At 69.8% G+C, this 25,245-nt stretch carries 20 protein-coding genes; 7 read left to right on the forward strand and 13 right to left on the reverse strand.

Going from position 1 to position 25,245, the window contains the following annotated elements; translation table 11 throughout:
• From G6O69_RS05550 to G6O69_RS05585, 8 genes are all read right to left on the reverse strand, one after another.
• Window positions 1-1,272, reverse strand: a complete 1,272-nt coding sequence (locus tag G6O69_RS05550) for a hypothetical protein (RefSeq protein ID WP_172302484.1) — start codon at window positions 1,270-1,272, stop codon at window positions 1-3.
• 103 nt (window positions 1,273-1,375) lie between these two features.
• Window positions 1,376-2,137: a putative DNA-binding domain-containing protein gene (locus G6O69_RS05555; RefSeq protein WP_172302485.1), complete on the reverse strand. Its 762-nt coding sequence runs from the start codon at window positions 2,135-2,137 to the stop codon at window positions 1,376-1,378.
• Entirely contained in the window at window positions 2,134-3,000 is an 867-nt protein-coding gene (locus tag G6O69_RS05560) for a DUF692 domain-containing protein (RefSeq protein ID WP_172302486.1), read from the reverse strand. The genes G6O69_RS05555 and G6O69_RS05560 overlap by 4 nt, the downstream gene beginning before the upstream one ends.
• A gap of 13 nt (window positions 3,001-3,013) precedes the next feature.
• Entirely contained in the window at window positions 3,014-3,367 is a 354-nt protein-coding gene (locus G6O69_RS05565) for a hypothetical protein (protein ID WP_176396650.1), read from the reverse strand.
• Window positions 3,368-3,479: 112 nt separating this feature from the next.
• Window positions 3,480-4,562 carry a hypothetical protein gene (locus tag G6O69_RS05570; protein ID WP_172302487.1) on the reverse strand — a complete coding sequence of 361 codons (1,083 nt, stop codon included), beginning with the start codon at window positions 4,560-4,562 and terminating at the stop codon, window positions 3,480-3,482.
• A gap of 27 nt (window positions 4,563-4,589) precedes the next feature.
• Window positions 4,590-6,773 (reverse strand): excinuclease ABC subunit UvrC, encoded by a 2,184-nt coding sequence (uvrC, locus tag G6O69_RS05575; RefSeq protein ID WP_172302488.1) that lies wholly within the window; start codon window positions 6,771-6,773, stop codon window positions 4,590-4,592.
• 5 nt (window positions 6,774-6,778) lie between these two features.
• Window positions 6,779-7,960: a M50 family metallopeptidase gene (locus tag G6O69_RS05580; RefSeq protein WP_172302489.1), complete on the reverse strand. Its 1,182-nt coding sequence runs from the start codon at window positions 7,958-7,960 to the stop codon at window positions 6,779-6,781.
• A gap of 58 nt (window positions 7,961-8,018) precedes the next feature.
• The gene (locus tag G6O69_RS05585; protein WP_172302490.1) at window positions 8,019-8,693 is read right to left on the reverse strand and encodes a hypothetical protein; all 675 of its coding nucleotides are present in this window, start codon (window positions 8,691-8,693) and stop codon (window positions 8,019-8,021) included.
• 207 nt (window positions 8,694-8,900) lie between these two features.
• Between G6O69_RS05585 and G6O69_RS05590 the strand changes: the two genes are divergently transcribed.
• The 3 genes from G6O69_RS05590 to G6O69_RS05600 all read left to right on the forward strand — a co-directional run bounded on the left by G6O69_RS05590 (window position 8,901) and on the right by G6O69_RS05600 (window position 15,315).
• Window positions 8,901-9,518: a single-stranded DNA-binding protein gene (locus G6O69_RS05590; protein WP_172302491.1), complete on the forward strand. Its 618-nt coding sequence runs from the start codon at window positions 8,901-8,903 to the stop codon at window positions 9,516-9,518.
• Between the two features lie 26 nt (window positions 9,519-9,544).
• Window positions 9,545-10,762: an arginine N-succinyltransferase gene (locus tag G6O69_RS05595; RefSeq protein WP_172302492.1), complete on the forward strand. Its 1,218-nt coding sequence runs from the start codon at window positions 9,545-9,547 to the stop codon at window positions 10,760-10,762.
• A gap of 104 nt (window positions 10,763-10,866) precedes the next feature.
• Window positions 10,867-15,315, forward strand: a complete 4,449-nt coding sequence (locus tag G6O69_RS05600) for an NACHT domain-containing protein (protein WP_172302493.1) — start codon at window positions 10,867-10,869, stop codon at window positions 15,313-15,315.
• Between the two features lies 1 nt (window position 15,316).
• Here G6O69_RS05600 and G6O69_RS41935 read toward each other — a convergent pair whose 3' ends face one another.
• The 3 genes from G6O69_RS41935 to G6O69_RS05615 form a co-directional block, all read right to left on the reverse strand.
• Window positions 15,317-15,853: an MYXO-CTERM sorting domain-containing protein gene (locus tag G6O69_RS41935; protein WP_172302494.1), complete on the reverse strand. Its 537-nt coding sequence runs from the start codon at window positions 15,851-15,853 to the stop codon at window positions 15,317-15,319.
• Window positions 15,854-16,001: 148 nt separating this feature from the next.
• Window positions 16,002-16,538 (reverse strand): MYXO-CTERM sorting domain-containing protein, encoded by a 537-nt coding sequence (locus G6O69_RS41940; protein ID WP_172302495.1) that lies wholly within the window; start codon window positions 16,536-16,538, stop codon window positions 16,002-16,004.
• Window positions 16,531-17,127 carry a hypothetical protein gene (locus tag G6O69_RS05615; RefSeq protein WP_176396651.1) on the reverse strand — a complete coding sequence of 199 codons (597 nt, stop codon included), beginning with the start codon at window positions 17,125-17,127 and terminating at the stop codon, window positions 16,531-16,533. Before G6O69_RS05615 ends, G6O69_RS41940 begins: the two co-directional genes overlap by 8 nt.
• Before the next feature lie 112 nt (window positions 17,128-17,239).
• Here G6O69_RS05615 and G6O69_RS05620 point away from each other — a divergent pair, with 112 nt between their 5' ends.
• Window positions 17,240-18,385, forward strand: a complete 1,146-nt coding sequence (locus tag G6O69_RS05620) for a VWA domain-containing protein (RefSeq protein WP_172302497.1) — start codon at window positions 17,240-17,242, stop codon at window positions 18,383-18,385.
• Window positions 18,386-18,643: 258 nt separating this feature from the next.
• Here the strand turns inward: G6O69_RS05620 and G6O69_RS05625 are convergent, their stop codons facing one another.
• Entirely contained in the window at window positions 18,644-19,504 is an 861-nt protein-coding gene (locus G6O69_RS05625) for a ribulose phosphate epimerase (RefSeq protein WP_217909774.1), read from the reverse strand.
• 123 nt (window positions 19,505-19,627) lie between these two features.
• Here G6O69_RS05625 and G6O69_RS05630 point away from each other — a divergent pair, with 123 nt between their 5' ends.
• The 3 genes from G6O69_RS05630 to G6O69_RS05640 all read left to right on the forward strand — a co-directional run bounded on the left by G6O69_RS05630 (window position 19,628) and on the right by G6O69_RS05640 (window position 23,645).
• On the forward strand, window positions 19,628-20,101 hold the full coding sequence (locus G6O69_RS05630) for an AgmX/PglI C-terminal domain-containing protein (protein WP_172302498.1): 474 nt from the start codon (window positions 19,628-19,630) through the stop codon (window positions 20,099-20,101).
• Window positions 20,098-21,156, forward strand: a complete 1,059-nt coding sequence (locus G6O69_RS41480; RefSeq protein ID WP_172302499.1) for an MBL fold metallo-hydrolase — start codon at window positions 20,098-20,100, stop codon at window positions 21,154-21,156. Before G6O69_RS05630 ends, G6O69_RS41480 begins: the two co-directional genes overlap by 4 nt.
• Before the next feature lie 92 nt (window positions 21,157-21,248).
• Entirely contained in the window at window positions 21,249-23,645 is a 2,397-nt protein-coding gene (locus G6O69_RS05640; protein WP_172302500.1) for a TIR domain-containing protein, read from the forward strand.
• 41 nt (window positions 23,646-23,686) lie between these two features.
• Here the strand turns inward: G6O69_RS05640 and G6O69_RS05645 are convergent, their stop codons facing one another.
• Window positions 23,687-25,237, reverse strand: coding sequence for a M28 family peptidase (locus tag G6O69_RS05645; protein ID WP_172302501.1), 1,551 nt, complete (start codon window positions 25,235-25,237; stop codon window positions 23,687-23,689).
• Window positions 25,238-25,245: the final 8 nt, after the last annotated feature.

A 25,245-nucleotide genomic window follows, 5' to 3' on the forward strand; every position in this document is an offset into this window, starting at 1 on the left:
TCAAAATTGGCCGCTGAAGCCGAGCCCGCCGCCAGTCCCGGTCGCGCTGGGCGTCAGCCGCCAGCTGGCCAGGATCCGCGCGCGCTGCTGGCTGCGATCGAAGCGCTGGTTGTACGAGAGCTTGCCGCGGAGCTGATCTTCGATGTTCTCCGGCAGCTGGAGCTCCTCACGCAGGCGCCGGTTGTAATCCCTGACGTAGCGCCCCCGGTCTTTGCTCTTGAGGACCTTGGGCAAGGCGAAGCCCGTGACCGATACGGGGATCAGCACGCTTCCTACCACGAGCATCGCTATGCCTCCATATTTATAATTAGCATTTTCGCTACACGTCAGCTCTTCAAGCCCACCTCCTTCACAAACCGTGGCGTCCCCGAGGAGAATGACGCCTGCCCCCAACAAGAACGGGGCAGATACGCCAGCGCCGATGCCCAAGCCGAGCTTGAGGCGCTGGCGGTTCTTGTGCCTGCGCGCGAGCTCCTCCTCGCCGATGTACTCGAGGAACTCGACGTCCTTGAGCGGGACCTCCTCTCTTCCCCGGAAGATCACGTCATTGCTCTTTTGCACGACCCCCTCCCCCGTGCTCGTGTTGTAATAAAAGACATAGCCAAAGTGCACGTGGCGATCGACGTACTCCCGCTCGGCGGCGGTCAGCTCGCCCGAGCTCGCGCCGCCGTTTTCTTGCAGCACGTCCGCGACGCTGCCCATGGTCGACTCACTGATCCCGCTGGCGTTCGCCTCTTCGGCCCTCGGGCGCAAGAAGCCGCCGTAGTTCACGGTGAAGGCCGAGATGACCTCGCCGCTCGGGGCGTAGACCGTGCCGACCAGCGCGAGCTGCTCGCCCTCGCCAAAGATCCGCATGATCAAGATCGCGTCCAACGGCTGGCCGCTCGCGCGGCCGATGATCGACTGATCGTCGGCGCTCGAGATGTCCCCCATCCCCGACTGATCCATGATCAGATCGAAGCGCCCGCTGGCTCGCAGCGAGGCGAGGGCCTCGGCGCCCAGGCCGACGAGGACCTCGGAGCGATAGCCGGCCTCGACCACGAGCACGCGCCGGTCTGCCGCGCGAAAGTAGGAGCTGAGCGCGGCGCTGGGCAGGCGCTGGAAGTCGGTCTGCGCGGGGGCAGGGGCCGCCGAGCCGGCCTGGCCACTCGCCTCGGGGCCGGGCGCGGCGAGAGCCTCGGTGTTCGGAAAAAAGAGGAGCGCGGTCCCCAAGGCCAGCGCGGCCAGAGCTTTGGGGAAAGGTTGAAGGCTTCCGGTGTTGCGCGTGGGCATCCCACTCGTGCGTGGGGATTTCTGCGCATGTGATCACTGCGGCGGCAGTGAGAATTATCCAGTCTCCCGAGCGCTGCCCCGCGCGCCAAACAATCTGCCCAAGTCAGCTGGCGCGCAGCACCCCGAGCTTCACCAGCGCCGCCAGCCCGCGCTCGAGCTGGGCCGCGTCGAGGGCCGCCATCGGCGGCGGCAGCTCCAGCCCCTGACGCCGAGCCAGCGCCGCCAGCTGGGCGAGGTCGGGTCGATGCCAGCGCATGCCCGCGGCCGCGCCGAAAGACTCGCCGTCGACACGGTGGACGCGGAAGATCAGCACGGTCGAGGGCCGAGGCGCGAGGGGGAGCGCGCTCGTGGGCGCCTCGGGGCGCTTGCGCAGGGCCACGAGCAGCTCGGGGATCCCCGCGGTGTACAGGCGCACGAAGAGCCGGCGCTCGAAGCCCTCGGGGTCGTCGGGGCCGAAGGCGTCGGGGGCCGTCGAGGCGGCGAAGCGACAAAACACGTAGTCGGCGAGCTCCTCGAGCAGGGGCGACTGCTCCGGCCGCTGCTCGCGGCGCGCCGCCAAGAAGGCGCTGAAGTGCTCGCCAAACCAGTTGGGGTCCCGCGCCGCGCCGCGGTGGCTGCGGGCGTAGTCGGCCACCAGCTCGGGCCACAGCCCCGGGTGCAGGCGCTCGCACAGCTCGCGCACCGGGGAGAAGAGCTCGCCGAGGATCTTCTTGGTGTTGCGCTCGACCAGCACCCGATAGAAGTCGAGCGCGTCCGTGCCGGAGGCCGAGCTGCCGATCGACGCCTCGAGCTCGGCGACGCTGCGCTCGCCGAACAAGAACGGCCCGATCGCGGCGTAGAGGCGCTCGAGCTCGGGGGCGCTCAAGAGGCCCGCTCCTCTCCCCTGGGGGCCGTCGGGGCGCAGACCTCGGCCATGATCTCCCGGGCGCGATCGGCCTCGTCGAGCACGCGATCAAGGGCCGGTACGTGGGTGTCCCACTCGATCAGCGTGGGGATCGGCCCGAGCCGGGCCAGGGCCTCGCGGTAGAGCGCCCAGACCTCGTCGCAGACCGCGGCGCCGTGGTGGTCGATGAGCCGCGGGCCCTCCTGCACGTGACCCGCCAGGTGGATCTGGCAGGCGCGCTCGGTGGGCAGCGACCACAGGACCTCGCGGGGATCCTGGTCGTGGTTGCGGGCGTTGACGAACACGTTGTTGACGTCGAGGAGCAGCAGGCAGTCGGCCTCCTCGACCACGGCGCGCACGAACTCGCCGTGGGCCATGGTCGAGCCGGGCATCTGCGCGTAGTAGCTGATGTTCTCCACGGCCACCGGGCGCTCGAGGGCGTCGGCGAGCTCGCGGAGCCGGCGGGCGGTGTGGAGGACGGCGGCCTCGCAAAAAGGCGGGGGGATCAGGTCGTAGCTCGAGCGCCCGCCGACGCTCACGAAGCACAGGTGATCCGTATAAAAGGGCGCGCCGATCTGATCCAGCAGGCCCTTGAGGGCGCGCAGGTAGCCGTGATCCAGCGGGTCTGGTCCGGCCAGGGACATCGACACGCCGTGGGCGAGCATCGGCCAGCGCTCGGTGCATGCCCGCAGCACCCGGCCGTCGGCGCCACCGCGGATGTGGCCGGCGCCCACGAAGTTCTCTGGGATCAGCTCGAGAAAATCGAGCGCCCGCGCGCACGCGGGCAGCTCGTCGAAGTGTCGGCGGCGCAGGCCGATGCCCACGCCCTGTGGTCGCCCGGCCATGGCGGGCTCCACTCTAGCCGCTCTCGGTGGTCGTCGGGCAGCCGCCGTCCGTGGTCGTCGGACAGCCACCATCGGTGGTCGTCGGGCAGCCACCGTCCGTCGTCGTCGGGCAGCCACCATCGGTCGTCGTCGGGCAGCCACCATCGGTCGTCGTCGGGCAGCCGCCATCGGTCGTCGTCGGGCAGCCGCCGTCCGTGGTCGTCGGGCAGCCACCATCGGTCGTCGTCGGGCAGCCACCATCGGTCGTCGTCGGGCAGCCACCGTCCGTGGTGCTCGTCTCGGTCTCTTCCTCGCTGTCGTCGCTGGGACAGGCAGGGAGTGCAACAACGAGGCCTGCGAGGGCTGCTACCTCGAGTACGGAGGTCAAACCTTTTTTCATCTGGGGGGTCCTATTCTCTAGCTAGTTCGAGTTTTGGGGGGTTGTGGGTGGGACAACCCCCCTCGTGATGCAAAAGTTTCTCTTGCCCCAGAGAAAATCGTCAATCTTTTTCACAGGCCGAGATCGCCGGCGAAAACACCTCTCGACCCCGTTCATCGAGGTGCGCGTACAGATAGCGGCGCGCGGCACAGATCCGCTCCGCTCGCTCGTCACCATGCGACAGGGCCTTGTCCAGGTCGAAACGGCCGACTGGTACTGCGTTGTCGGGGCAAGTTGCGAGCAGCCGCCCCTTCTTGGACTCGAGCTTCGCCTCGCCCTCGGGGCAGCGCAGCGTCACCCAGGGATCCCGCAGGTTGGGGTCGATCGTGCCGTAGCGCTCGAGGGGGATCTCATCGAGGAGCACGGTCTGCGGCGTGAAGAAGCCGCTGCCGTCGGTCCCCCGGTTGACCACGCCGCGCTCGCCCTCGCGGCGGTTGTCTGCCCGCCCGTGCACGTGGCAGGTCACGCACTGATTCTTGGTCTGGATCCGCGACAGGTAGCCCGCGCGCGCCTCCTCGCTCATCGACGAGCCCGGGGGGATCTCGGCGAGCTCGGCGAGGAGCAGGCGCGTGGCCTCGGCGTGGGCCGCCGTCGAGCTGCGCGGCCACTCGTAGCCAAACAGGCCGCCCTTGGCCCCGCCGTCGCGGCGCAGGGTGTGCATCCACTCCTCGCCCGCTTCGGCCAGCTCCGTGCCGCGGACGTCGATGACCCCGCGCGTGCCACCGCGGCCGCGTGACTCGACGCGATCCGCGATGGTCCCGGGCGGGAACGCCAAGATCCAGGCGCTCGCGGCTTCGCCCGCCTCTTCACCCGTGGCCTCGCCGGCAGCTCCGCCCGCTGCGTCCCCCTCGCGGCGGCGCGTCTCGATCACGCCGCCCTCGGGGATGCGCAGCCAGATCGCCACGTCGTCGGCCCCCGGCGTGGCCGTGGGCAGGCGGACCGGCGGGACCATCTCGACGAAGCCCTCGTCCTCCCAGTGGCGCCACGGCTCGGCGATGGTCAACCGGCGCACCGGGCCGTCGTCGGGCACCCGCGTCAGCGCCCACGCGGCCACGCCGGCGGCCAGGAGCAGCCCGCCGATCCCAACCACGACCCACGCCTTGGGTCGCGCCTGGCCGGCGTCTCGCGTGTGCGCCTCTCCCACGAGGATCGAGCCTATCTGCGCGCGCTGCTAACCGCCAGCGGCGAGCTGCTCGTGGATCGCCGCCGCGAGCTTGGGCCCCACGCCCTTGACCGCGCACAGCTCCGCTTCGGAGGCCGCCCGGATCGCCTTGATCGTGCCAAAGTGCTGGATCAGCGCGCGCTTGGTCGCCGGGCCCACGCCCGAGATCCCGTCGAGGACCGAGGCCAGCGAGCGCTTGCCTCGACGCTTGCGGTGGTGCTCGATGGCGAAGCGGTGGGCCTCGTCGCGCAGCCGCGTGATCAGGTGGAGCTCCGAGGAGCCGCGGGCGAGGACGATGGGATCGCGGGCGCCGGGCACGAACACCCGCTCGGGGCGGACCTCGCCCCCGTCCTGGCTGTGGTCGGCCGTCGCAACCACGTGGTCTGCGAGGCGCCGCCCGGCCTCCCGGGCCCGCTCTCCCTCTCCCTTTTCCTCTCCCTCTCCCTCTCCCTCGACGCTCGGTGTCTCGCCCTCCGCCCCTTCACCTTCGCCGAGCTCGCCCGAGCTCGCCTCGCCCTCGCTGGCGGCTCGCAGCGCCTCGAGCCCCTGGGTCGTGGCCGAGACCGCGAAGCGGCGCTCCTTGGCCAGCGAGACCAGGTCCACGCCCTCGTCGCCGATGCCCACGCCGAGGTCCTGCATGGCCGCGACGACCCGGGCGAGCTGACCCTTGCCGCCGTCGATGACCAGCAGATCCGGCAGCGCCCAGTCCTCGTCCTCGAGGCCGCGGCGCAGGCGACGATCGAGGACCTCGTACATCGACAGGAAGTCGTCGTTTTGCCGCCCGCCCTGGCTCAGGCCCTCGTCGCGGTCGAGGCCCTTGATCTTGAAGCGGCGGTAGCTGGCTTTGTCGGGCTGACCGTCGACGAAGACCACCATCGAGGCCACGGGGTCGCTGCCCTGGATGTGGCTGACGTCGTAGCACTCGATGCGCCGAGGCAGGCGGCTGAGCGAGAGCCGGGCCTGGAGCCGCTTCATGGCCGCCTCGGCGTCGTCGCGCTTGCTCCGGCGGGTCGCGAAATTGCTGGCCGCGTTGCGCTCGGCGAGCATGCAAAGGGTCTTGCGAGACCCCCGCTTGGGCACCTTGATCTGGACCTTCTTGGCGCCCTGCTCGGCCCGGCGCTCGCTGAGCCAGGCCGCGAGCGGCTCGCCGTCGTCCTCCGCCAATTCGAAGGGCAGCAGGACCTCGTCGGGGATCAGCGGGCTCTCGTCGTAATAGGCGCCCAGGAAGCTGGCCAGGACCTCCTCGTCGGGCAGCTCCATGCCCGACTCGGCGTAGCGCTGGCTGCCGATCAGCTTGCCCTGGCGCACGTGCATGACCACGAACTCGACGTTCCCGCCCTCGCGGTGGACCCCGATCACGTCCTGGTCGAGCTCCTCGACGCCGACCACCTGCTGGCGCTGGAGGCTGACCTCGATCGCCCGCAGCTGGTCGCGGATCCTCGCCGCGCGCTCGAACTCGAGGGCCTCGGCGGCGGTCTCCATGCGCCCGCGCAGACCCTCGACCAGCTCGCCGTGGCGCCCGGCCAAGAACAGGCCGACGTCGCGGACCTGATCCGCGTAGGCCCGCTCGTCGACCTCGTAGACGCAGGGCGCCGGGCAGCGCTGGATCTGATACTGGAGGCAGGGCCGCTTGCGGTGCTCGAGCACGAAGTCCGTGCAGGTCCGCAGCTGAAAGTGGCGATTGACCACGCGCAGGGTGTGCCGGGCCGAGGTCGCCGAGTGGTAGGGGCCGTAGTAGGACGCCCCGTCCTGGCCGATGTTGCGCACGACCTCCAGCCGCGGCCAGCTCGCGCGCGTGTCGAGGCGCAGGACCAGATACTGCTTGTCGTCGCGGAGCTTGACGTTGAAGCGCGGGTGGTAGCGCTTGATCAGGTTGTTCTCGAGCAGCATCGCCTCCTTGTCGTTGGAGGTGATCACCGCCTCGATGTCGCCGAGCACCCGGCCCAGGGCCGGCACGAACAGCCGGGTGTCGTGGCCGTTGAAGTACTGGCGCACGCGCTGACGCAGGCGCCTGGCCTTGCCCACGTAGACCACGCGGCCCTTGCGGTCGCGCATCACGTAGACGCCGGGCTCGGTCGGCAGGCGCTCGACGATCTCGACCAGCTGCTCGCGGGTGCGCGCCCGCGGCTTCCAGTCGGGGGGGACGTCCGCGGCCTCCTCGGCCGGCGCCATGCGACGGCGGCGGCTGGCCATGGCTGCTACTCGCTGGGCGTCGGCGCGTCGGCCTCGCCCGGCTCGGCCGCCTCGTCCTCGCGCTCGATCTTCAGCGCCTCGGCCTCGAACTGCGTGGCCACCCGCTCCCACACGGGGCCCGTGGGCTTGCCGCGCAGGTCGTTGAACACCGTGAACCCGATCAGGCTCAGCAGCAGCACCATGCCGACCATGTGCACGCGCTCCTCGAGCATGCGATTGGGCGGGCGCCGGGCGATGAGCTCGTAGAACAAGAACACCAGCCGCCCGCCGTCGAGGGCCGGGAGGGGCAGCAGGTTGAACATGCCGAGGACCGTGGAGATCAGCGCGCTGAACACGATGAAGTCGACGAAGCCCCGGTCGGCGCTGGTCTTGATCGCCTTGGCGATGGCCACGGGGCCGCCGACCTGCGCCGAGGTCTGACCGGTGATCATCATCCACAGCCCGGCGAGCTGGCGCTTGGTCTGGGCGAAGGGCCACTCGATGCCCAGGAGCACGGCCTTGCCCGGGCTGATCGGGATGTACTCGCCGATCACCCCCAAGTTGGCGTTGAGCGCGGGCGGCTCGGCGTTGAGGGCCACGGGCACGGTCAGCGGCTCGTCGAGGCCCTCGCGCTCGACGGTGACCTCGACGGTGGTGCCCATGCGCTCCTTGGCCAGGTTGATGGCCGTCTGCTGCGCCTCCGGGCCGCGGACCTGGATCCCGTCGATGGACAGGATCTCGTCGCCGGCCTCGAGCCCGGCCGCGGCCGCGGGGCTGCCCACGCCAAAGTCGACGATCTCGACGCCGACCTGCTCCTTGACGCCCACGGAGGCGAAGGCGCCCGCGACCAGGACCATGGCCGCGAGGTAGTTGGCGATCGGCCCGCCGGCGATGGCCAGCAGCCGGGCCCAGATCGGGCTGTCACGGAAGTTGCGGTAGCCCGGCGGCGGCTCCGGGAGGTTGCCCTCCTCGTCGGAGGCGTACTCCTCGGGCTCCATGCCGACGATGTGCACGTAGGCGCCGAAGGGGATCGCGCTGATCACGAACTCGGTGCCCTTCCAGGTGAACAGGCGCAGGATCACCGGACCGATGCCGATCACGCTGAAGCGGTCGACATGCATGCCGCCGAGCTTGGCGCACGCGAAGTGCCCGAACTCGTGGATGATGATCAAGACCGAGAGGGCGAGGATGGCCAGGACCCAGGTCACCCGGGGGACTATAGTCGTGTGCGCCGAGATCGCTAGACCACGGGTCCGCCCAGATGTGTCAGAGCGGGCGATCGAGCAAGCCCAGGCCCAGCCGCCCCATGCGCCTGCGCAGCTGGAGGTGGGCCCGATCTCGCAGACGGCGCTGCGTCGGCGGGCTCCAGGCCGGCTTGCGCCCTTGCGCCGCGAGCATGCGCTCGACCTCGAATTGCGCGCTCACGAGCCCACCGCGCAGCCACCCCAGCGTCGCCTGGCCCAAACCCCGGCCGAGGGCCAGCACCTCTCCGGGGATGAGCGCGGCCGGATCCCCACAGAACACCTGACGCGCCGCCCACAGGCCGTGCTCCGGGTCGAACGGCCCGTCGACGAGCAGCCACACCCGGCCCGTCGCGTGCCGAGCGGCCTCGCGCACCGCCGTGCCCGGCTCGAGCTCCTGGACGCTGCGCAGCTGAGGGACCTTGCCGTGGAGGATGCTGAGCACGCTAAGCGTGTTGTCGCGGGAGCGCTCGTCGAGGGCGAGGAGTTCGAAGCGCAAGCGCTCGCTGGCTTCGAGATCTCCCCTGACCCAAGCTTTCTCACGTGGATTGTCGACGCTGTGCACCCGCGTGGCGTCGCGCCACTCTCCGGCGCCGTGCTCCGCGACGAGCACCCGCGCGACCTCGAGGGCGGCCTGCGCCATCTCGGGCAGGTCGTGCTCGTCGTCGCGGAGGCACAGAGCGATGGACAAATCGGGCATCGGCGGCTACCGAGGTTGACCCGCCGGTACCCGGCCGGTCAAGGCGCCCGCGCACCCTAGCTCGAAGGCGTCCTCCCGACGACGCAAAATTCCGTGCACACGACGGGCGCGCGGGCCGACACACCAAGTGCACGCGCTGCTGACACGTCGGGCCGCAACGCTTGCCATCCTTCAACCCAAGCCCGACCATTCGCAAACAGGAGCCTCATGGCTGGGATCAACAAAGTCATTCTCGTCGGCAACCTCGGCCGTGATCCGGAGCTGCGCTACACCCAAGGCGGCACCGCGGTCGCCAACCTCTCGGTGGCCACGACTCGCCGCTGGCGCAACAAGCAGACCAACGAGATGGTCGAGGAGACCGAGTGGCACCGCGTCTCCGTGTGGGGCCAGACGGCCGAGCACTGCAACAACTACCTGTCCAAGGGCCGCCAGGTCTACGTCGAGGGGCGCCTGCGCACCCGCAGCTACGACGACAAGGACGGCGTCAAGCGCTACTCCACCGAGATCGTCGCGGACGTCGTGCAGTTCCTCGGCGGCCGCGCTGAGGGCGGTGGTGGTGGTGGTGGCGGCGGCTACGGTGGCGGCGGCGGCGGTGGTGGGAACTACGGCGGCGGCGGTGGTGGGAACTACGGCGGCGGCGGCGGTGGGAGCCGCGGCGGCGGCGGTGGTGGCTACGGCGGCGGCGGTGGTGGTGGGAACTACGGTGGCGGCAGCGGCGGTGGCGGTGGCTACGGTGGTGGTGGTGGTGGCGGCGGTGGGCCCGAGCCCTACGACCCCGGCGACTACTCCCCCGTCGGCCCCGAAGACGACGACATCCCGTTCTGATCCGCCCCCAACCTCGAGCACCCGCGTTGAGCACCTTCGTCTTTCGTGACGCACTCGCTAGCGACGAGGACGAAATTTTCGCCCTCGCGGGTCACCTCGACACCCTCAACCTGCCCCCGGATCGCGGCTTCATCCGCGATCTCCTCGCGCGCTCCCAGGCCTCCTTCGCCGGCGGCCTGGACCCCGAGGTCTTCGACCCCGAGCGACGCTTCTTGTTCGTGCTCCAGGGCCCGAGCGGGGAGGTCGTCGGGACGTCGATGATTCACGCGCAGCACGGCACCCGCCGCGAGCCGCACGTGTTCTTTCGGGTCGTCGACGAGGAGCGCTACGCGGAGATCACCGTTGGCGACGAGCACCGCGACGTGCACATGATCCACAAGATGCTCCAGCTGGGCCTGACCTATCAGGGTCCCACGGAGATCGGCGGCCTGGTCCTGCGCCCGGACCTGCGCAGGCACCCGCGCAAGCTCGGGCGACTGCTCTCCTTTGGCCGCTTCTCGTACATCGCGGCCCACCGCCAGCGCTTCCGCGACCGCGTGCTCGCCGAGCTGCTCCCGCCCCTCGAGCGCGGCCCCCTCGGTCGCGCTCAGTCGCGGCTGTGGGACGCCCTCGGCAGCCGCTTCACCAACTTGACCTATGCCGAGGCCGACCGCCTCAGCAGCGACGACAAAGAGTTCATCTGGCGGCTCTTCCCGCAGTCGACGATCCACGTCAGCCTGCTGCCGCGAGAGGTCCAGGACATCATCGGCCAGGTCGGCCCGGAGACCCTCGGGGCCATGCGCCTGCTCCAGAGCATCGGCTTCGCCGACTCGGGCAAGGTCGACCCCTTCGACGGCGGCCCGCACTGGGAGGCCAACACCGACGACCTGACCTTGGTGCGCGACGCCCAGTGGTGCCGCGCCGCCGCCGGCAACGTCGGCGAACACGCGATCCCCGGCATCGTCGCCCGCGTCCGCCAGGACCACGAGCCCGAAGACGCGCCCCGCTTCCGCGCCGTCTGGACCCACGTCCGCGACCAGCCCCCGCGCGAGGTCGACGTGCGCGTCGACGACTATGGCGTGGACTGGGTGCAGGACACCGCCGGCGACTGGGTGCTGCCTGGGCCGGCGACCAGCCGCGAGTCTCGCCATGGACCGCCGCGGCGGGTGACCTTGGCCGAGGAAGACCTCGCAGCGCTGCGGCTGCCGGAGGGGGACGAGAAGGTGCTCGTCGCCCTGCGGCCACAACATCGCGTCGCGGGCTGAGCCCCCGCGCGAGTCGCCACGAGCCACGCAGCTCGGAGGGGCGCCCTGCGGCGCGCCGGACATCCCGCCGAACTCGGACATGCTCGAGACGACATTAATGAGACATGGCGAAGATCGAGCCCTCGAATCAGACCGCGGACCTCGACGTGGTCGATGCGCTGATCACCGATGTCCGCGGCGTCCCAGAGGGCCTGCTCGAGCCGCGGATCTACCTGCGCGAGCGCAGCAAGGGCAAGGCGCTGGTCCGGGTCTTCGTCAGCTACGCCCAGACAGACGCGCTCAGCCACAAGCTGATCGACTGCCTGCGGATCCTGCTCGAGAGCTCGCCCCGCTATAGCTTCGAGCTGTGGCGAGACATCGAGCTCCTCGCAGGAGAGCGCTGGGAGCAGCGGCTGCTCGAGGCCCTCGACGCTTGCCACCTGGGGCTGATGTTGCTGAGCCCCGCCTTCTTCGCCAGCGAGTACATCGGGGAGGTGGAGCTCCCCGCCTTTGTGTCTGGCCACGGCCCCGGGGTCGAGGGCAAGCGGCTGCTGCCCGTCGAGCTCAGGGCGATCAGCCCCTGCACCACCGACACGCGAGGTCTGAAGGTGCACCAGATCTTCCGTGGCCCACGCGGGACACGGTCCCCCTTTCCCACCCGCAAGAGCGAGAAGCGGGACACGTGGATGAAGGCGCTGGTCGAGGAGCTCCATCGCGTCCTCGATCGCTACGCAACCGAAGAGCCCCCCGATCCTCCACACCCTGTCCGCTCCGCCGCCATGGGGAGACAGACGCTGAGCCCCGACCTCTCGAATGTCGAGGCCGCGGGCTGCCTGATCGAGGACGCCCACGGGAACCCCGTCTCGCTCGACGCCTCTACCCTCGACCAGCAAGCGCGCACAGCCCAGACCCCTGGCTCCGTGCCCGCGCTGGACTATATCCTCGACTGGCTGCGCGACCCCGAGGCCCCAGCGCTCTTCGCCCTGCTGGGCGAGTACGGCATGGGCAAGACGATCACCTGCCAGCGCGTCGTCAAGGCCATCGAGACCGCCGAGGGGGAAGGCGAGGCTCTTCCCACCCCGCTCTACTTCGATCTGCGCCGCCTGACGAGCTTGCGCAGGGGAGACGAGGTCCCCTTGCTCGAGGACATCTTGCGCGAGTGCATCGACCGTGGCTGGCCACTGCAGTCCCACAAGCCCAGCGTCGACGCGCTCTTCGCCCAAGCAGCCTCGCAGCCCACGCTCTTCATCTTCGACGGCCTCGACGAAGCCCTGGTCCACCTCTCGGACGCCAACGGCAAGCAGTTCACCCGCGAGCTCCTGCGCGTCCGCGAGCTCTCGACGGACACGGCCTCGCCGACGCGGGTGCTGATCTCTTGCCGAACCCACTACTTTCGCAGCTTCAGCGAGCAAAACGCCCACTTCTCGGGCCAGGACCGCGGCGACACCCGGACCAGAGACTACGCGGCGCTGGTGCTCCTGCCGCTGAGCGAGGCGCAGATCCAGCACTTTCTCGCCAAGGCCCTCCCCGAGGTCGACGTCGAGCGAGCCACGACCCTGGTCCGCAGCGTGCACGACCTCGAGGAGCTCGCGGCTCGCCCTTATACGCTGCGGCTCATCGGCCAGCTGATCCCCGACATCGAGCACCGGCGGGCGCGCGGCGAGGTCGTGCGCAGCGTGACCCTCTACGACTCGATGGTCGAGCAGTGGCTCAACCGCGACGCCGGCAAGCACCACATCAAGCCGGCCCACAAGCGCCGGCTGATGCGTCACCTCGCCGCCTGGACGTGGCGACGCGGCTCGCGGCTCGTGCCGGCCGAGGCGCTCGAAGATTGGTTCTCCGACTGGCTCGCCCGCGACCAGACCCTCGGCCGGCGCTACGCGAGCATCGACCGCGACAAGCTCGAGGAGGACCTGCGCACCGCGACCTTCTTGGTCCGCGAAGACGAGAGCGTGAACGGGAAGCTGCGCTCGGGCTTTCGCTTCGCCCACAGCTCGATGCAGGAGTTCTTCTTGTCGGGCTACCTCTTCGACGCCGTCGAGTCCGACGCACCGGCGGCCTGGGACCTCGAGGACGCGAGCGTGGAGACCTGGAAGTTCTTTGCCCAGCGCCTCGATGGGCCCGAGATCGCGCGGCGGCTCGCAACGCTGGAGACCTGGGCAAGGGGCGGCCCGGAGGCGACGCGATGGTTGCTGCTGCGATATGTGCTCTCGGCCCTCGAGCGTGGCTGGGACGCGCCGAGCATGCGCGGCGCCGATCTCAGCGGGGTCTCGCTGCAAGGCCAGACCATCCACGGCCCCGCGGACTTCTCCGACAGCTCCTGGGCGGACGCGAGCCTGCGCCAGACTCGATGGATCGACGTGCAGCTCGAAGCGGCCTGCTTTGCGCGGGCAGATCTGCGCTACTCGGAGTGGGATGGGGTGAACGCTCGCGCGGTCGACTTGGAGGGCGCGCGCGTCGACGGGGCCGTATTTCATCGCGTCGATCTCGAGGGGGCGAAGACCGCGGGCGGGCGCGGGCTCGGGGCCCGCGTGCTGCTCACGAAGGTGCCCAGCGGGTGGCTGGAGCGTCCACAGATCGCGCCCTCGCCGTGTGCAGACGCCTCCTGCTCGTCCCAGGTGGAGCATGGCCACTGCTTCGACGTGACCGCCTGCGTCTGGTCTCACGACGGCAGCCGCGCCCTGTCCTCCGGCAGCGACGGCTCCATCTTCTTGTGGGATATCGACGCCGGCCACACCATCGCCTCGTGGCAGACCCATCAGGGCAGCGTCCGGTCCTGCGCCTGGTCCCACGATGATCGCCGCGCCTCGACCTCCGGGAGCGACGGGACCATCCACATCTGGGAGATCGGCACCGGCCTGTGCGTCGCATCCTGGCAGGCCCATCGCTGCCAGGCCTCCTCCTGCGCCTGGTCTCGCGATGACCGCCACCTCTTGTCGGCTGGCAGCGACGGAAGCATCCACATCTGGGACATCGAATCTGCCGCCTCTCTCGCCTCGTGGCAGGCTCACCAGGGCACCGTCTCGTCCTGCGCCTGGTCCCCCGACGGCCGCCACGTCCTGTCCTCCGGCGACGACGGCCGCATCCACATCTGGGACATCGAGTCTGCCTCCGCCGTCGCGTCATGGCAGTCCCACCAGGGCACCGTCTCGTCATGTGCCTGGTCCCCCGACGGTCGCCGCATCTTGTTCTCGGGCTACGACGACACGATCCGGCTGTGGGATCTCGACGCCGGCACGGCGATCACCTCCTGGCAGGCGCGCCAGGGCATCGTCTGGTCCTGCTCCTGGTCTCACGATGGTCGCCGCGCGCTCTCCACTGGCTACGGCGGCTCCATACAGCTGTGGGACGTCGACACCGCCTCCCTGCTCGGCTCCTGGCGAGCGCACCAGGGCACGGTCTCGTCCTGCGCCTGGTCTCCCGATGACCGCCGCGCCCTCTTTACCGGCCGCGACGGCTCCATACAGCTGTGGGACATCGACAGCGCGTCCACCATCGCCCTGTGGCAGCCCCGCAAGGATCCTGTCTGGGCCTGCGCCCTGTCTCCCGACGGTCGCCGCGCCGCGTCTGCCGGCGACGATGGCTGCCTCCGTCTGTGGGACATCGACGCCGCCGCCCTCCTCGCCTCCTGGCCGGCCCACCGCGGCCGCGTCTCCTCCTGCGTCTGGTCCCCCGACGGCCGCCGCCTCTTGTCTGCTGGCGACGACGGAACCATTCAACTCTGGGACGTCGACGCCGCCTCTCCCGTCGCCTCCCCCATCGCTTCAAAACAGGCACACCGCGGCCGCATCTCGTCTTGCGCCTGGTCTCCCGACGGTCGCCGCGTCTTCTCTGTCGGCGACGACGGCTCCTCGTGTGTGTGGGATATCGACGCCGCCGGCCCCATCGCCTCCTGGCAAGCGCACCAGGGCCCCATCTCGTCCTGCGCCTGGTCGCACGATGGCCGCCGCGCCCTGTTCTCCAGCGACGACGAGACCATCCGCCTCTGGGACGTCGACGCTGCGTCGACCATCGCATCCTGGAGCGCGCACCAGCACATCGTCCGCTCCTGCGCGTGGTCTCCCGACGACCGCCGCGCCCTGTCATCCGGCTACGACGGCTCCATACAGCTCTGGGATGTCGACGCCGGCATCTCCCTCGCCCCCTGGCAGGCGCACCGCGGCCCGGTCTGGTCCTGCGCCTGGTCTCCCGACGGTCGCTACGCCCTGTCCTCCGGCTACGACGGGACCATCCGCCTCTGGGACATCGACGCCGCCTCTGCGATCGCGTCCTGGCACGGCCACCTCGGCCCGGTCCGCTCCTGCGCCTGGTCCCCCGACGGCCGCCGCGCCCTGTCCTCCAGCTACGACGGGACACTCCGCCTCTGGGACGTCGACACCGGCAGCGCCCTGCTCGTCATGGCCACATTCGACGACGAGCACGCCACCTTCATCCCCGGGCCGCGCAGCCAGGGCGGGCGCATCATCCAGGCCTCGAAGAACGCCTGGCGATGGCTACGCTGGAAGGCCACGCACCCGGACGGCACGACCGAGCTGCTCCCCGCCGAGATCTTCGGCGAGCTCCCCAGCCCCTGACTCACTCCCGGCGGCGAAGGCCGAGCAGCAACAACCCCAGCGCCAGCACCCCTCCCGGCCCACTCTCCCCCGTGACCGCGCAGCCTTCCTCCTCCTCCTCGGGCTCACAGCTCGAGCCATCGTAGGCGAAGTCGAACACCTCGAGGTCCCACCAGACCTTGTACGCGAGCCACCACTCGGACTCCGCCCGCTTCTCCTCGCACTCGTCCCAGTCGTAGCCATAGAGCTCGCTGTAAGCCAGGCAGGCATCCAGCAGCAAGTCCGCGAGCTCATCATCACGGACGCCGCTGTCGAACTCCTCCTCGCTCATGCACATGCACACCGAGATGCTCGAGCCTGCCTCGTGGTTCATGATCAGCTGGCGCGTGCCGTCTTCCCAGTGCCCCCAGGTGTCCACCAAGAGCGCACAGGCCGGCTCGCGGTAGACATCGGCGACGCTATCCCCGAGCGCCAGGGGCCGCTCGGTGCAGGCGACCAGCCCACCGAGCGCACCCGCCCCGAGCAGCACGCCCAGGCGTCGGCGCCGTCCCCTATCCACACAACCCAGCGAGCACGCCAGAGAGACTCCGACCGGTGAACATGCCCCCAACGATCCACCAGGACTCGGCATCAGTCACCCCTGCCCAAAACTGAAACCCAAACTACACAAAAACCAGTCATTCACTCTATCCTACATATACCCTGACTCACTCCCGGCGGCGAAGGCCGAGCAGCAACAACCCCAGCGCCAGCACCCCTCCCGGCCCACTCTCCCTCGTGACCGCGCAGCCTTCCTCCTCCTCCTCGGGCTCACAGCTCGAGCCATCGTAGGCGAAGTCGATCACCTCGTGGTCCCACCAGACCTTGTACCAGAGCCACCACTCGGACTCCGCCCGCTTCTCCTCGCACTCGTCCCAGTCGTAGCCATAGAGCTCGCTGTAAGCCAGGCAGGCATCCAGCAGCAAGTCCGCGAGCTCATCATCACGGACGCCGCTGTCGAACTCCTCCTCGCTCATGCACATGCACACCGAGATGCTCGAGCCTGCCTCGTGGTTCATGATCAGCTGGCGCGTGCCGTCTTCCCAGTGCCCCCAGGTGTCCACCAAGAGCGCACAGGCCGGCTCGCGGTAGACATCGGCGACGCTATCCCCGAGCGCCAGGGGCCGCTCGGTGCAGGCGACCAGCCCACCCAGCGCACCCGCCCCGAGCAACACACCCAGGCGTCGGCGCCGTCCCCTATCCACCGGCCTCGTCTCCTCCCTCGGTGTCGCTCCCGCCCATCGCTTCTTCGTCGTTGCACTCGTAGGGATCCAGCTCCCTGCAGCTCCCTCCCGGCGGCGGGTTGATGAACTCGCAGCTCCCCACGCACGCGTCCGTCGGCTGGCCTGTGAAGGGCTGACCAAAGACCATGGCATCAGGTCCCTCTTCCACGTCACAGTTGTGGCTAAAGCCCGCCGGCACGAGGTCCGCGCACGCGTCTCGAGCGCTCTGCTCGATCTCCAGGACCAACGCGGCGAAGTCGTCCTCGGGCGCTTTCTCTTCGAGGATCACGACCTCCACGTCGTTGAAGCATACGCAGGCGGAGACCGCCTCCTCCGAGACCGGCACGGCGAGATCCGGCTGTCCCTCGGGCCACATCAGCGCGCCTTCGGCATACGTGCACCAGTCGGTGCCCGAGTAGTTGATGCGGATGCAGTAGTCGAAGAACACGCAGCCTCCCCCTGGCACGAGCGCGGCGAGTGCGAGACCCGAGCACAACCCAGCGAGCACGCCAGAGAGACTCCGACCGGTGAACATGCCCCCAACGATCCACCAGGACTCGGCATCAGTCACCCCTGCCAAAAAATGAAACCCAAACTACACAAAAACCAGTTATTCACTCTATCCCACATGTGCTACTCAGGTCCACATCGACTCACCCCTTCGCTCCCCGCAGGAACCCACGATGAACAAGACCCTCATTCACACCGCGCTGTGCTCGTTGCCCGTCTTCATCCTCGCCTGTACCGGAGACGAAGGCCGCCCCGCCGACGAGGACAACTCGGGCATCGGGCTGATGGACTCGACGGACTCGGCCGACGACGAGGCCGGCGACGACGAGGAAGACTCCCTCGATGACGGCGGCCTCGACGAGGGTCCGCTGCTCGACTTCGGGAACATGGATCCCGACGACACGGAGGAGGAGGAGTGCGCCAGCGTCGACGCGGCAGCCGAGGCCAAGAAGCTGCCCGCCGACATCATCATCGTCGTCGACAACTCGGGCTCGATGGGGGACGAGGCCGCCGCGGTCCAGGCCAACCTCAACAGCTTCTCGCAGCTGATCATCGACAGCGGCGTCGACGTGCACGTGGCCCTGCTGTCGAGCTACCCCGACAACGGCTACGGGATCTGCGTGGACCCGCCCCTGGGCGGCGGCACCTGCCCCAACAGCGACGACAACCTCCCGCTCTTCAACCACGTCGACCTCAGCATCGGCAGCTCCAACGCGCTCCAGCGCCTGGTCAACTCCTACGACGAGTGGGGCCCCTACATCCGCGAGGACGCGGTCACCCACGTGCTCATCGTCACCGACGACGAGTCGAACATGAGCGCCAGCGCGTTCATGAACAGCTTCACCAGCCTCGCGCCGGGCCTCGACGACGTCCGCGTCCACGGCGTGGTCTCCATGCAGAATTGCGCGGACGCGGCGGACATCGGCGACACCTATATCGACCTCGCCGAGATGACCGGCGGCGTCGTGGCCGACCTCTGCGATCAGGACTTCGTCCCGGTCTTCCAGGCCCTGTCCGAGGAGGTCATCGGCGGCTCGCTGCTGCCCTGCGAGTTCGAGATCCCCGCGCCCCCGGAGGGCGAGAACTTCGACCCCGACAAGGTCAACGTCGAGTTCGACGACGGCCAGGGCAACGTCGTCACCTTGACCCGGGTGGAGAGCGCCGAAGAGTGCGCGCAGGTCGACGCCGGCTGGTACTACGACGATCCCGAGGCGCCCACGACGATCATCATGTGCGAGCAGACCTGCACCACCTTCCAGGGCCTCGAGCAGGCGAGCGTCGAGATCCTCTTTGGCTGCGAGACCATCCTGCCCGAGTGAGCCGCGATCCCGGCGCGCGCGCTCGGCTCGCGCACACTAGTGTGCGCGGCAGAGGACTTGAAGGGTCCCAGGCGCCGGACCGCCGGCTGCTGACGAGGCGCGAGGAGGGAGTTTGTCGGGCACAAATGACTGACGAGCAACGAAGTCAGCGGCCGGTGCTCCAAGCCTGGGGCCCTTCAAGTCCTCTGCCGCGCACACTAGATATGAAAAAGGGGCCTCCGCCGTAGCGGGGCCCCTTTTGGCTCTGCGACCCTCGGCTCAGCCGGGGAGGATGCAAAGACCGAGGTTTTCCTGTCCGGGAGGGGCCTCGCCCTCTTCCCAGAAGGCCACACACTCCGTGCCATCGAGCGAGCAGGTGGGATCGTCGAGGTCACAGTAGGCCCCACAGCAAGCCGCGCCGCTGCAGTCGGGGAAGACCGAGGCGTCGAGGCAGATGCCGCCGGGGAAGCAGTCGTTGATGTAGCCGCACTCCGAGTTCTCGGCGATCTCGCCGGCGGGGTCGCAGTTGAACAGCTCGCCGTCGAAGTAGCAGGCGGTGCCTTCGATCGAGCAGTCCTGGAGCAGCGGGTCGCAGCTGGGCAGGCACAGCAGCAACGAGCCGTCGTTGGAGATCGAGCAGTTGAAGTTGTCGGGGCACTGCGGATCTTCCGCAGAGCCGGTGCAAAGCGGGATGCACGAGCCGACGCCGTCGGTCGTGTAGTAACACATGTAACCGGAGTCACAGGTGTCGGTGCCCAAGGTGGCGCCGTCGTAGGTGCACTCGTCACCCGTCACGCCGGTGCCGTTGATCGGCACGCACTTGTTGGAGTCCCAGGTGTCCCCCGCGGCCCAGGCCGCGCACTTTTCACCGTCGGGGCAGTCGTTGGGGCTCCACGGGTCACAGCTGTTGCCCTCGTCTGCCACGTCCGGGAGGAAGCCGCTGGTGTCGGCCGACTCGGCCTCCGACTCGCCGGTGTCGGTGCCGGTCTCTTCGGTGGAGGTGTCGACGTCGTCCTCACCCTCACCGCTCGTGGTGGTGGTCTCGGCGTCGTCGTCCGCGGGCTGTTCTTCCTTGGGACAAGCCGTAAGCGCGACCGCGCTCGAGGCAATGAAGAGGGTCAGTAAGTTCTTTTTGAGCATGGTGAAACCGTCCTTCGAGAGTACACCAGCCAAGAGGCGGTAGAACAGCCCTAGCTCAGCTTATTTTCAGCGCCTGGCTCCACGATCCGAGCCTGGCCCGATCGATGGTAAATCTCTTCAACCATGACCAGCTTCGGCCCTTCGAAAATCGTGTTCACTCTGGCCCTCGTCGGCGCGTTCGGGACGCTCGGCTGCAAGAAGCAGGAGACGACCTCTCCCGACGCAGACGCCGCCCCACCAGCGCAAGCCGACGCCGATCTCGACACCGAGAGCGATCCCGCCGAGGAGGCCGAGGCCGAGGCCGAGGTGCTCACCAAGACGAGCTTCGAGAACACCGTCTCGGAGCACTTCGACGACGTCTCGGACTGCTACATGAGCGCGCTCGAGGCCAACCCGGAGCTCGCCGGTGAGCTCGTCGCCAGCTTCACCATCGGCGCCGATGGCCAGGTCACCGCGCTGGTCGCGGCCGAGGGCAGCACCCTCACCGACGAGGCCCTGATCGCGTGCATCACCGAGCGCGCGCAGAGCTGGGGCTTCGACACGCCCACGGAGGAGATGGTCCTTCAATACCCCTTCAACCTCGAGCCGGCCGAGTGATCTTCCGTCAGCTCTTCGACGCGCGCTCGTCGACTTATACCTATCTGCTGGCCGATGACGACAGCCGCGAGGCGGTGATCATCGACCCAGTCTACGAGCAAGCCAGGCGCGACGCCGCCCTCGTCCGCGAGCTCGACTTGAAGCTGCTCGCAACCTTGGACACCCACGTCCACGCCGACCACGTCACCGGGGCCTGGCTGCTCCGCCGCGAGCTGGGCAGCGCGATCTCGGTCGCCTCCTCCGCCAACGCGCAGGGGGCCGACCGCGGCCTGTCTGCCGGCGAGCTCGTGTCCTTCGGCCGCCACCAGCTCGAGGTCCGCGCGACCCCAGGGCACACCGACGGCTGCCTGAGCTACGTCCTCGACGGCGGCGCGATGGTGTTCACCGGCGACGCCCTGCTGATCCGCGGAGCCGGGCGCACGGACTTCCAGCAAGGCGACGCGCGCACGCTCTACCGCTCCGTCCACACGCAGATCTTCTCGCTGCCCGACGACTGCCTGGTCTTCCCGGCCCACGACTACGCCGGGCGCACGGCGTCGACGGTCGCCGAGGAGCGGGCGCTCAACCCTCGCCTGGGGGGCAAGCGCAGCGAGGCCGACTTCGTCGGCTACATGCACAACCTCGGGCTGCCGCACCCCAAGCAGATCGACGTCGCGCTCCCGGCCAACATGCGCTGCGGCGCGCCGGCCGAGGGCGAGGCTCCCCCGGCGGACCCCGACTGGGCGCCGCTGCGCTACAGCTACGCCGGGATCTGGGAGCTCGACGCGCTGTGGCTCGAGGAGCACCTCGGCGAGGTCACGCTGGTCGACGTGCGCGAGCCCGAGGAATTCGAGGGGCCGCTCGGGCATATCGCCGGGGCCACGCTGATCCCTCTGGGAGAGCTCGCCGCCCGCGTGGACGAGCTGCCCGCGGACAAGCCCGTGGTCGCGGTCTGCCGCTCCGGCGGACGCTCGACCCAGGCCACCGTGGTCCTGCGCAAGGCCGGACGCGAGCGCGTCGCCAACCTCGCCGGGGGCATGATCCACTGGCTGGACCTCGGCCTGAAGACGACCTGAGCGCAACGAGCCAACGAGTACGCGCGCCTCTCCAGCCGCAGGGAGGCGCGCGCTCTCGCGCCTCGTAGGCTGATAGAACATCGGGGTAGGCCATGTCCGATCCCGACGCTGACACCTCTCCAGAGCGCCGCTATCAGGCGCCGCTGTCGATCTACGTCGTCTATCACCCGCAGACGCCGGAGAGCCGCGACCTCGCCAACGCGCTCTTCGATTGGTTTCGCCTCGATCAGCCCCACGGCCAGTCTGGCGGGAGCAGCGAGGCGGGGCTGCCGATCTGGATCCGCGCCCGGGTCATCGACTCCGACGAGGGACCCCAGGCCAAGCCCCAGGTCAGCCCCCCGATCATCTGGGACGCCGCCGAGCTCAACGTGCTCGTGCTCCTGGTCGACGACCGCATGGCCGCGGATCGCCGCTGGCGCCTGGCCCTCGAGCGCCTCCGCGAAGAGGCCGCCGAGTCGCCCTCGACGGACCTGCTGCTCCCCGTGGCCGTCGACTACAGCCTCTACCGCCTGAACTTCCTCTACGAATTCCTCAACCCGATCCGCGTGGGCGAGCCGCGCCCAGCGAAGGAGCCCGAGCATCCCCCTGTGGGCAGCGAGGCGGCCAAAGCCCGGGAGGCGCGGATCCACAGCCGCTCCAGGCTGCTGCGCCGCGCCGTGACCGAGGCCATCACCCGCGAGCTGCGGACCCAGCTGCTGATCGAGGGAGAGGCCGCCGAGTCCAACCAGCCCACCAGCCCAGCCAAGCGGAGCTACCCGGCGCCCTTGCAGGTCTTCCTCAGCCACGCCAAGGCCGACGGCACACAGATCGCCGAGGCGATCCGCGACAACCTGGCCAACCTCAGCCAGATGCGCCCCTGGTACGACGCCAACGAGCTGCCCCCGGGCTACGACTGGGATCCACCGATGAGCGAGGCCGCCAAGCACGGCTCCGCGGTCCTGCTCTGCGTGGTCTCCGACGCCTACCCGACCCGGCACTGGTGCCGGCGCGAGGTCACCTTGGCCCGGGAGCCCCGCCCCCTGCCGCTCCCCGCCGACGCCCGCGCCAACGTCGAGGCCTGGACCGTGCAGCCGGTGGTCGCGGTCCACCAGGCCCGCGGGAGCTGGAGCCGGCCCATGGCCCAGCTCGCCCAGGTCCCCCACGTGGGCTGGCCCGACGACCCCGAGCGGGTCCCCGACCGCGTCGCGGACGTCGTCGACCGCCTGCTCCTCGAGGCCCTGCTGGTCAGCTTCTATCGCCGCTTCGCCCAGCTCAACGCCACCCGCCCCACCCTCCTCGAGGGCAAGGCGGACAACCGCCACCTGGTGCTGATCACCTGGATCCCCGACCCCTGGTCGCTGATCTTGCTGCTCGGTCACCTGCGCCAATACGCCGACAAGGAGCTGGTCATCGCCTACCCCGGCCACGGCCTGCGGACGGCCGAGGTCGACGAGCTGACCACGCTGCTCGAGACCATGCGCGACGGCACCGACGAGACGCGGGTGCACCTGATCAGCCAAGAGCAGCTCTACGTCGACGCCCGCGAGCGCGGCGAGCCCTTCGGCCTGACCGTGGCGATGTCCGGCGGCGGCGGCGACGACGACCTCGAGCCCTACGGCACCGGCCCGCGCCACGTCGACGATCTCTTCACCCGCCTGGCCCGGCGGCTGCTCGGTCAGGGCTGCACCCTGCTCTACGGCGGCACCCTGGGCATCGCCAGGAGCAACCTGACCATGGCGCTGATCGAGACCGCGCGCGGCTGGAAGAACCAGCAAAGTCGGGCCCCCGTCGCGCCCGCGACCCGGCGCAAGGCCAAGGCCGAGGACCTCGACCGCACGCCCTTCATCAACTACTCGACCTGGCCGCACTACCGCGCCATCAGCCTGGCCCAAAAGGCCGACCTCACCGGCGTGTGCGAGTTCTTCGAGGTCGATCCCCCGGGCGTCGACCCCCTCTCCCTGCCCAGGGACCCCGACCCCGAGAGCCCCCACGTCCTGCGCATGGCCGCCGACGCGATCAGCGAGATGCGGCGGCTGACCTCCGAGCACGCCGACGCGCGGATCGTCGTCGGCGGGAAGGTCGAAGGCTGGAGCGGGTGGCTGCCGGGCATCACCGAGGAGGTGCTCTGCGATCTCGAGGCGGGCAAGGCCCCGATCATCCTCGCCGGCTTCGGCGGCTGCGCGACGGTGCTCGCCGAGTACCTCCAGGACCCCGAGGCGCCCTGGCCCGCGGTCCTGAGCTTCGAGCACGCCAGCCACAGCCCACGCCTTCGCCGGCTCTTCCCCGGGGGCTTCCGGGATCAGGCTCGGGCCCACTTCACGCGGCTCCAGGTCGCGCTCGAGCGTTACCGCGACCAGCTCCACGGCGACGCAGACTGGCCGTTCGAGCTCGAGCGCGAGCTGCTCCTCGCCCTGCTCCCCCCGCGCGGGGCGTCGAGCTCCCTCAACCTCGTTCACGCAGCCCTCGCCAAGCTGGCCAAGCGCCGCGGGCCCGCGGCGCCGACGAGCTGAGCGGCGCCGACGACCGCGGCCTGCTCGGCCCAGGGCCCCGCTCAGCGCAGCGGGTGTCCGCAGCCGGCGTGCTCGTGCGCGCCCACCTCGACGCCGACCGTCCCCTCGCGCAGCGCACTGCCCTCGCCTACCTCCGCGAGCGCACCATCGCGGGCGAGCTCGCCCAGGTCGCCCGCCAAGCCCTCGAGCACCGTCGCCGCGGCCGCGAGGTTCTGCGCGAAGACCTCGAGGTCGACGTTCTCACGGTCGTCGCAGGCCTGGTGATAGCAGCTGTCGTAGGCGGCCGCTCCCGCGCCCCCGAAGGCCTCGACCTCCGCCACCGACTTGTCGCCGCCGGCGCCCGTGAACAGCCCCCCGGTGGGCACGCCCGCGTCGACGAAGGGCTGAAAGTCGGAGTTCCCCTCGAAGGCCAGGGGCAGCGTCGCCAGGCCCTGGGCGGCGAAGTAGTCGAGGAAGGCCGCGTAGATCAGCGCCGAGCCCTCGGGGCCGTTGCTCCCGTCGTGGACGAAGCGCACGTAGTTGGGCGAGGCGACCATGTCGAAGTTGAGGTAGAGGGCGATCCGCTCGAGCGCGTCCTCGTCGAGAGCCTCGACCCAAGCCTGCGAGCCCTTCAGCCCCCACTCCTCGCCGCCCCACCACGCGAAGCGGACCTTTTGTCGCGGGCTACAGCCGGCCATCCCCCGGGCGAGCTCGAGCACCAAGGCCGTGCCTGTGCCGTTGTCGTTGATCCCCGGGCCCGCGGGCACCGAGTCCAGGTGGGCGCCGAGCATGACCTCGGCCTGGGGATCCCCGCCCGGCGTCTCGGCGATCAGGTTGAAGGTGGGCGTGTCGAGCACGCCGGTGTCCGCGATGATCGTCGCGTGGGTGTCCTGGACGGCCGCGGCCTCGGCCAGGGCCTCGCCGCGCGCGTAGGGCAGCATGACCACCGGCGCGGCGAGGGTGTTGGTGCTCCCCAGGCTCCCGCCATGGAGCTGAGTCCGCGCCTGCTCGTCACCTTGGTTGAAGATCAGCGTGCCCACGGCCCCGGCCGCCTCGGCGAGCTCGGCCTTGAGCCTGAAGCTGCACCCGCCGCGCTGGATCAGCGCCACGCGCCCCGGCGTGAACCCGGCGAAGTCCTCGGCCTCGCAGCCGCTCGTGCTCTCGTTGCCCAGGCCCAAGCTGAGGTCCACGGCCTCGATCACCGCCGAGACCTCGCCGCCCGGAGACCAGCGCGCGAGCGCGAAGTCGACCCCGTCCTCGAGCGCCGCCTCGCCGGCGAGCTCGACCTGCGTGGGGCTGAGCTCCACGAAGCGGTCAAAGGCGAAGTCCCAGCGCTCGACCGTGTAGCCCGCGGCCTCGAGCTCGGCCTGGACGTAGTCGGCCGAGGCCGCGTAGCCCGAGCTGCCGGCCGAGCGGTTGCCACCCTCGGCCCGCGCGATCGCGTCGAGGGCGTCGAGGTCGGCGGCGAGGGCCTCGACGGACACCGACGCCGCCAGCGGCTGGGCGCAGATCGGCTCGAGCTCGGCCTCGCTCTCGTCCGAGCCGTCTTCGTCGAGGAGCGAACACCCGCAAGCGGCGAGGCAGGAGAGAGCGAGGACGAGGCAGCGGCGCACGGGGTCAG

This window comes from Pseudenhygromyxa sp. WMMC2535 (genome assembly GCF_011083025.2).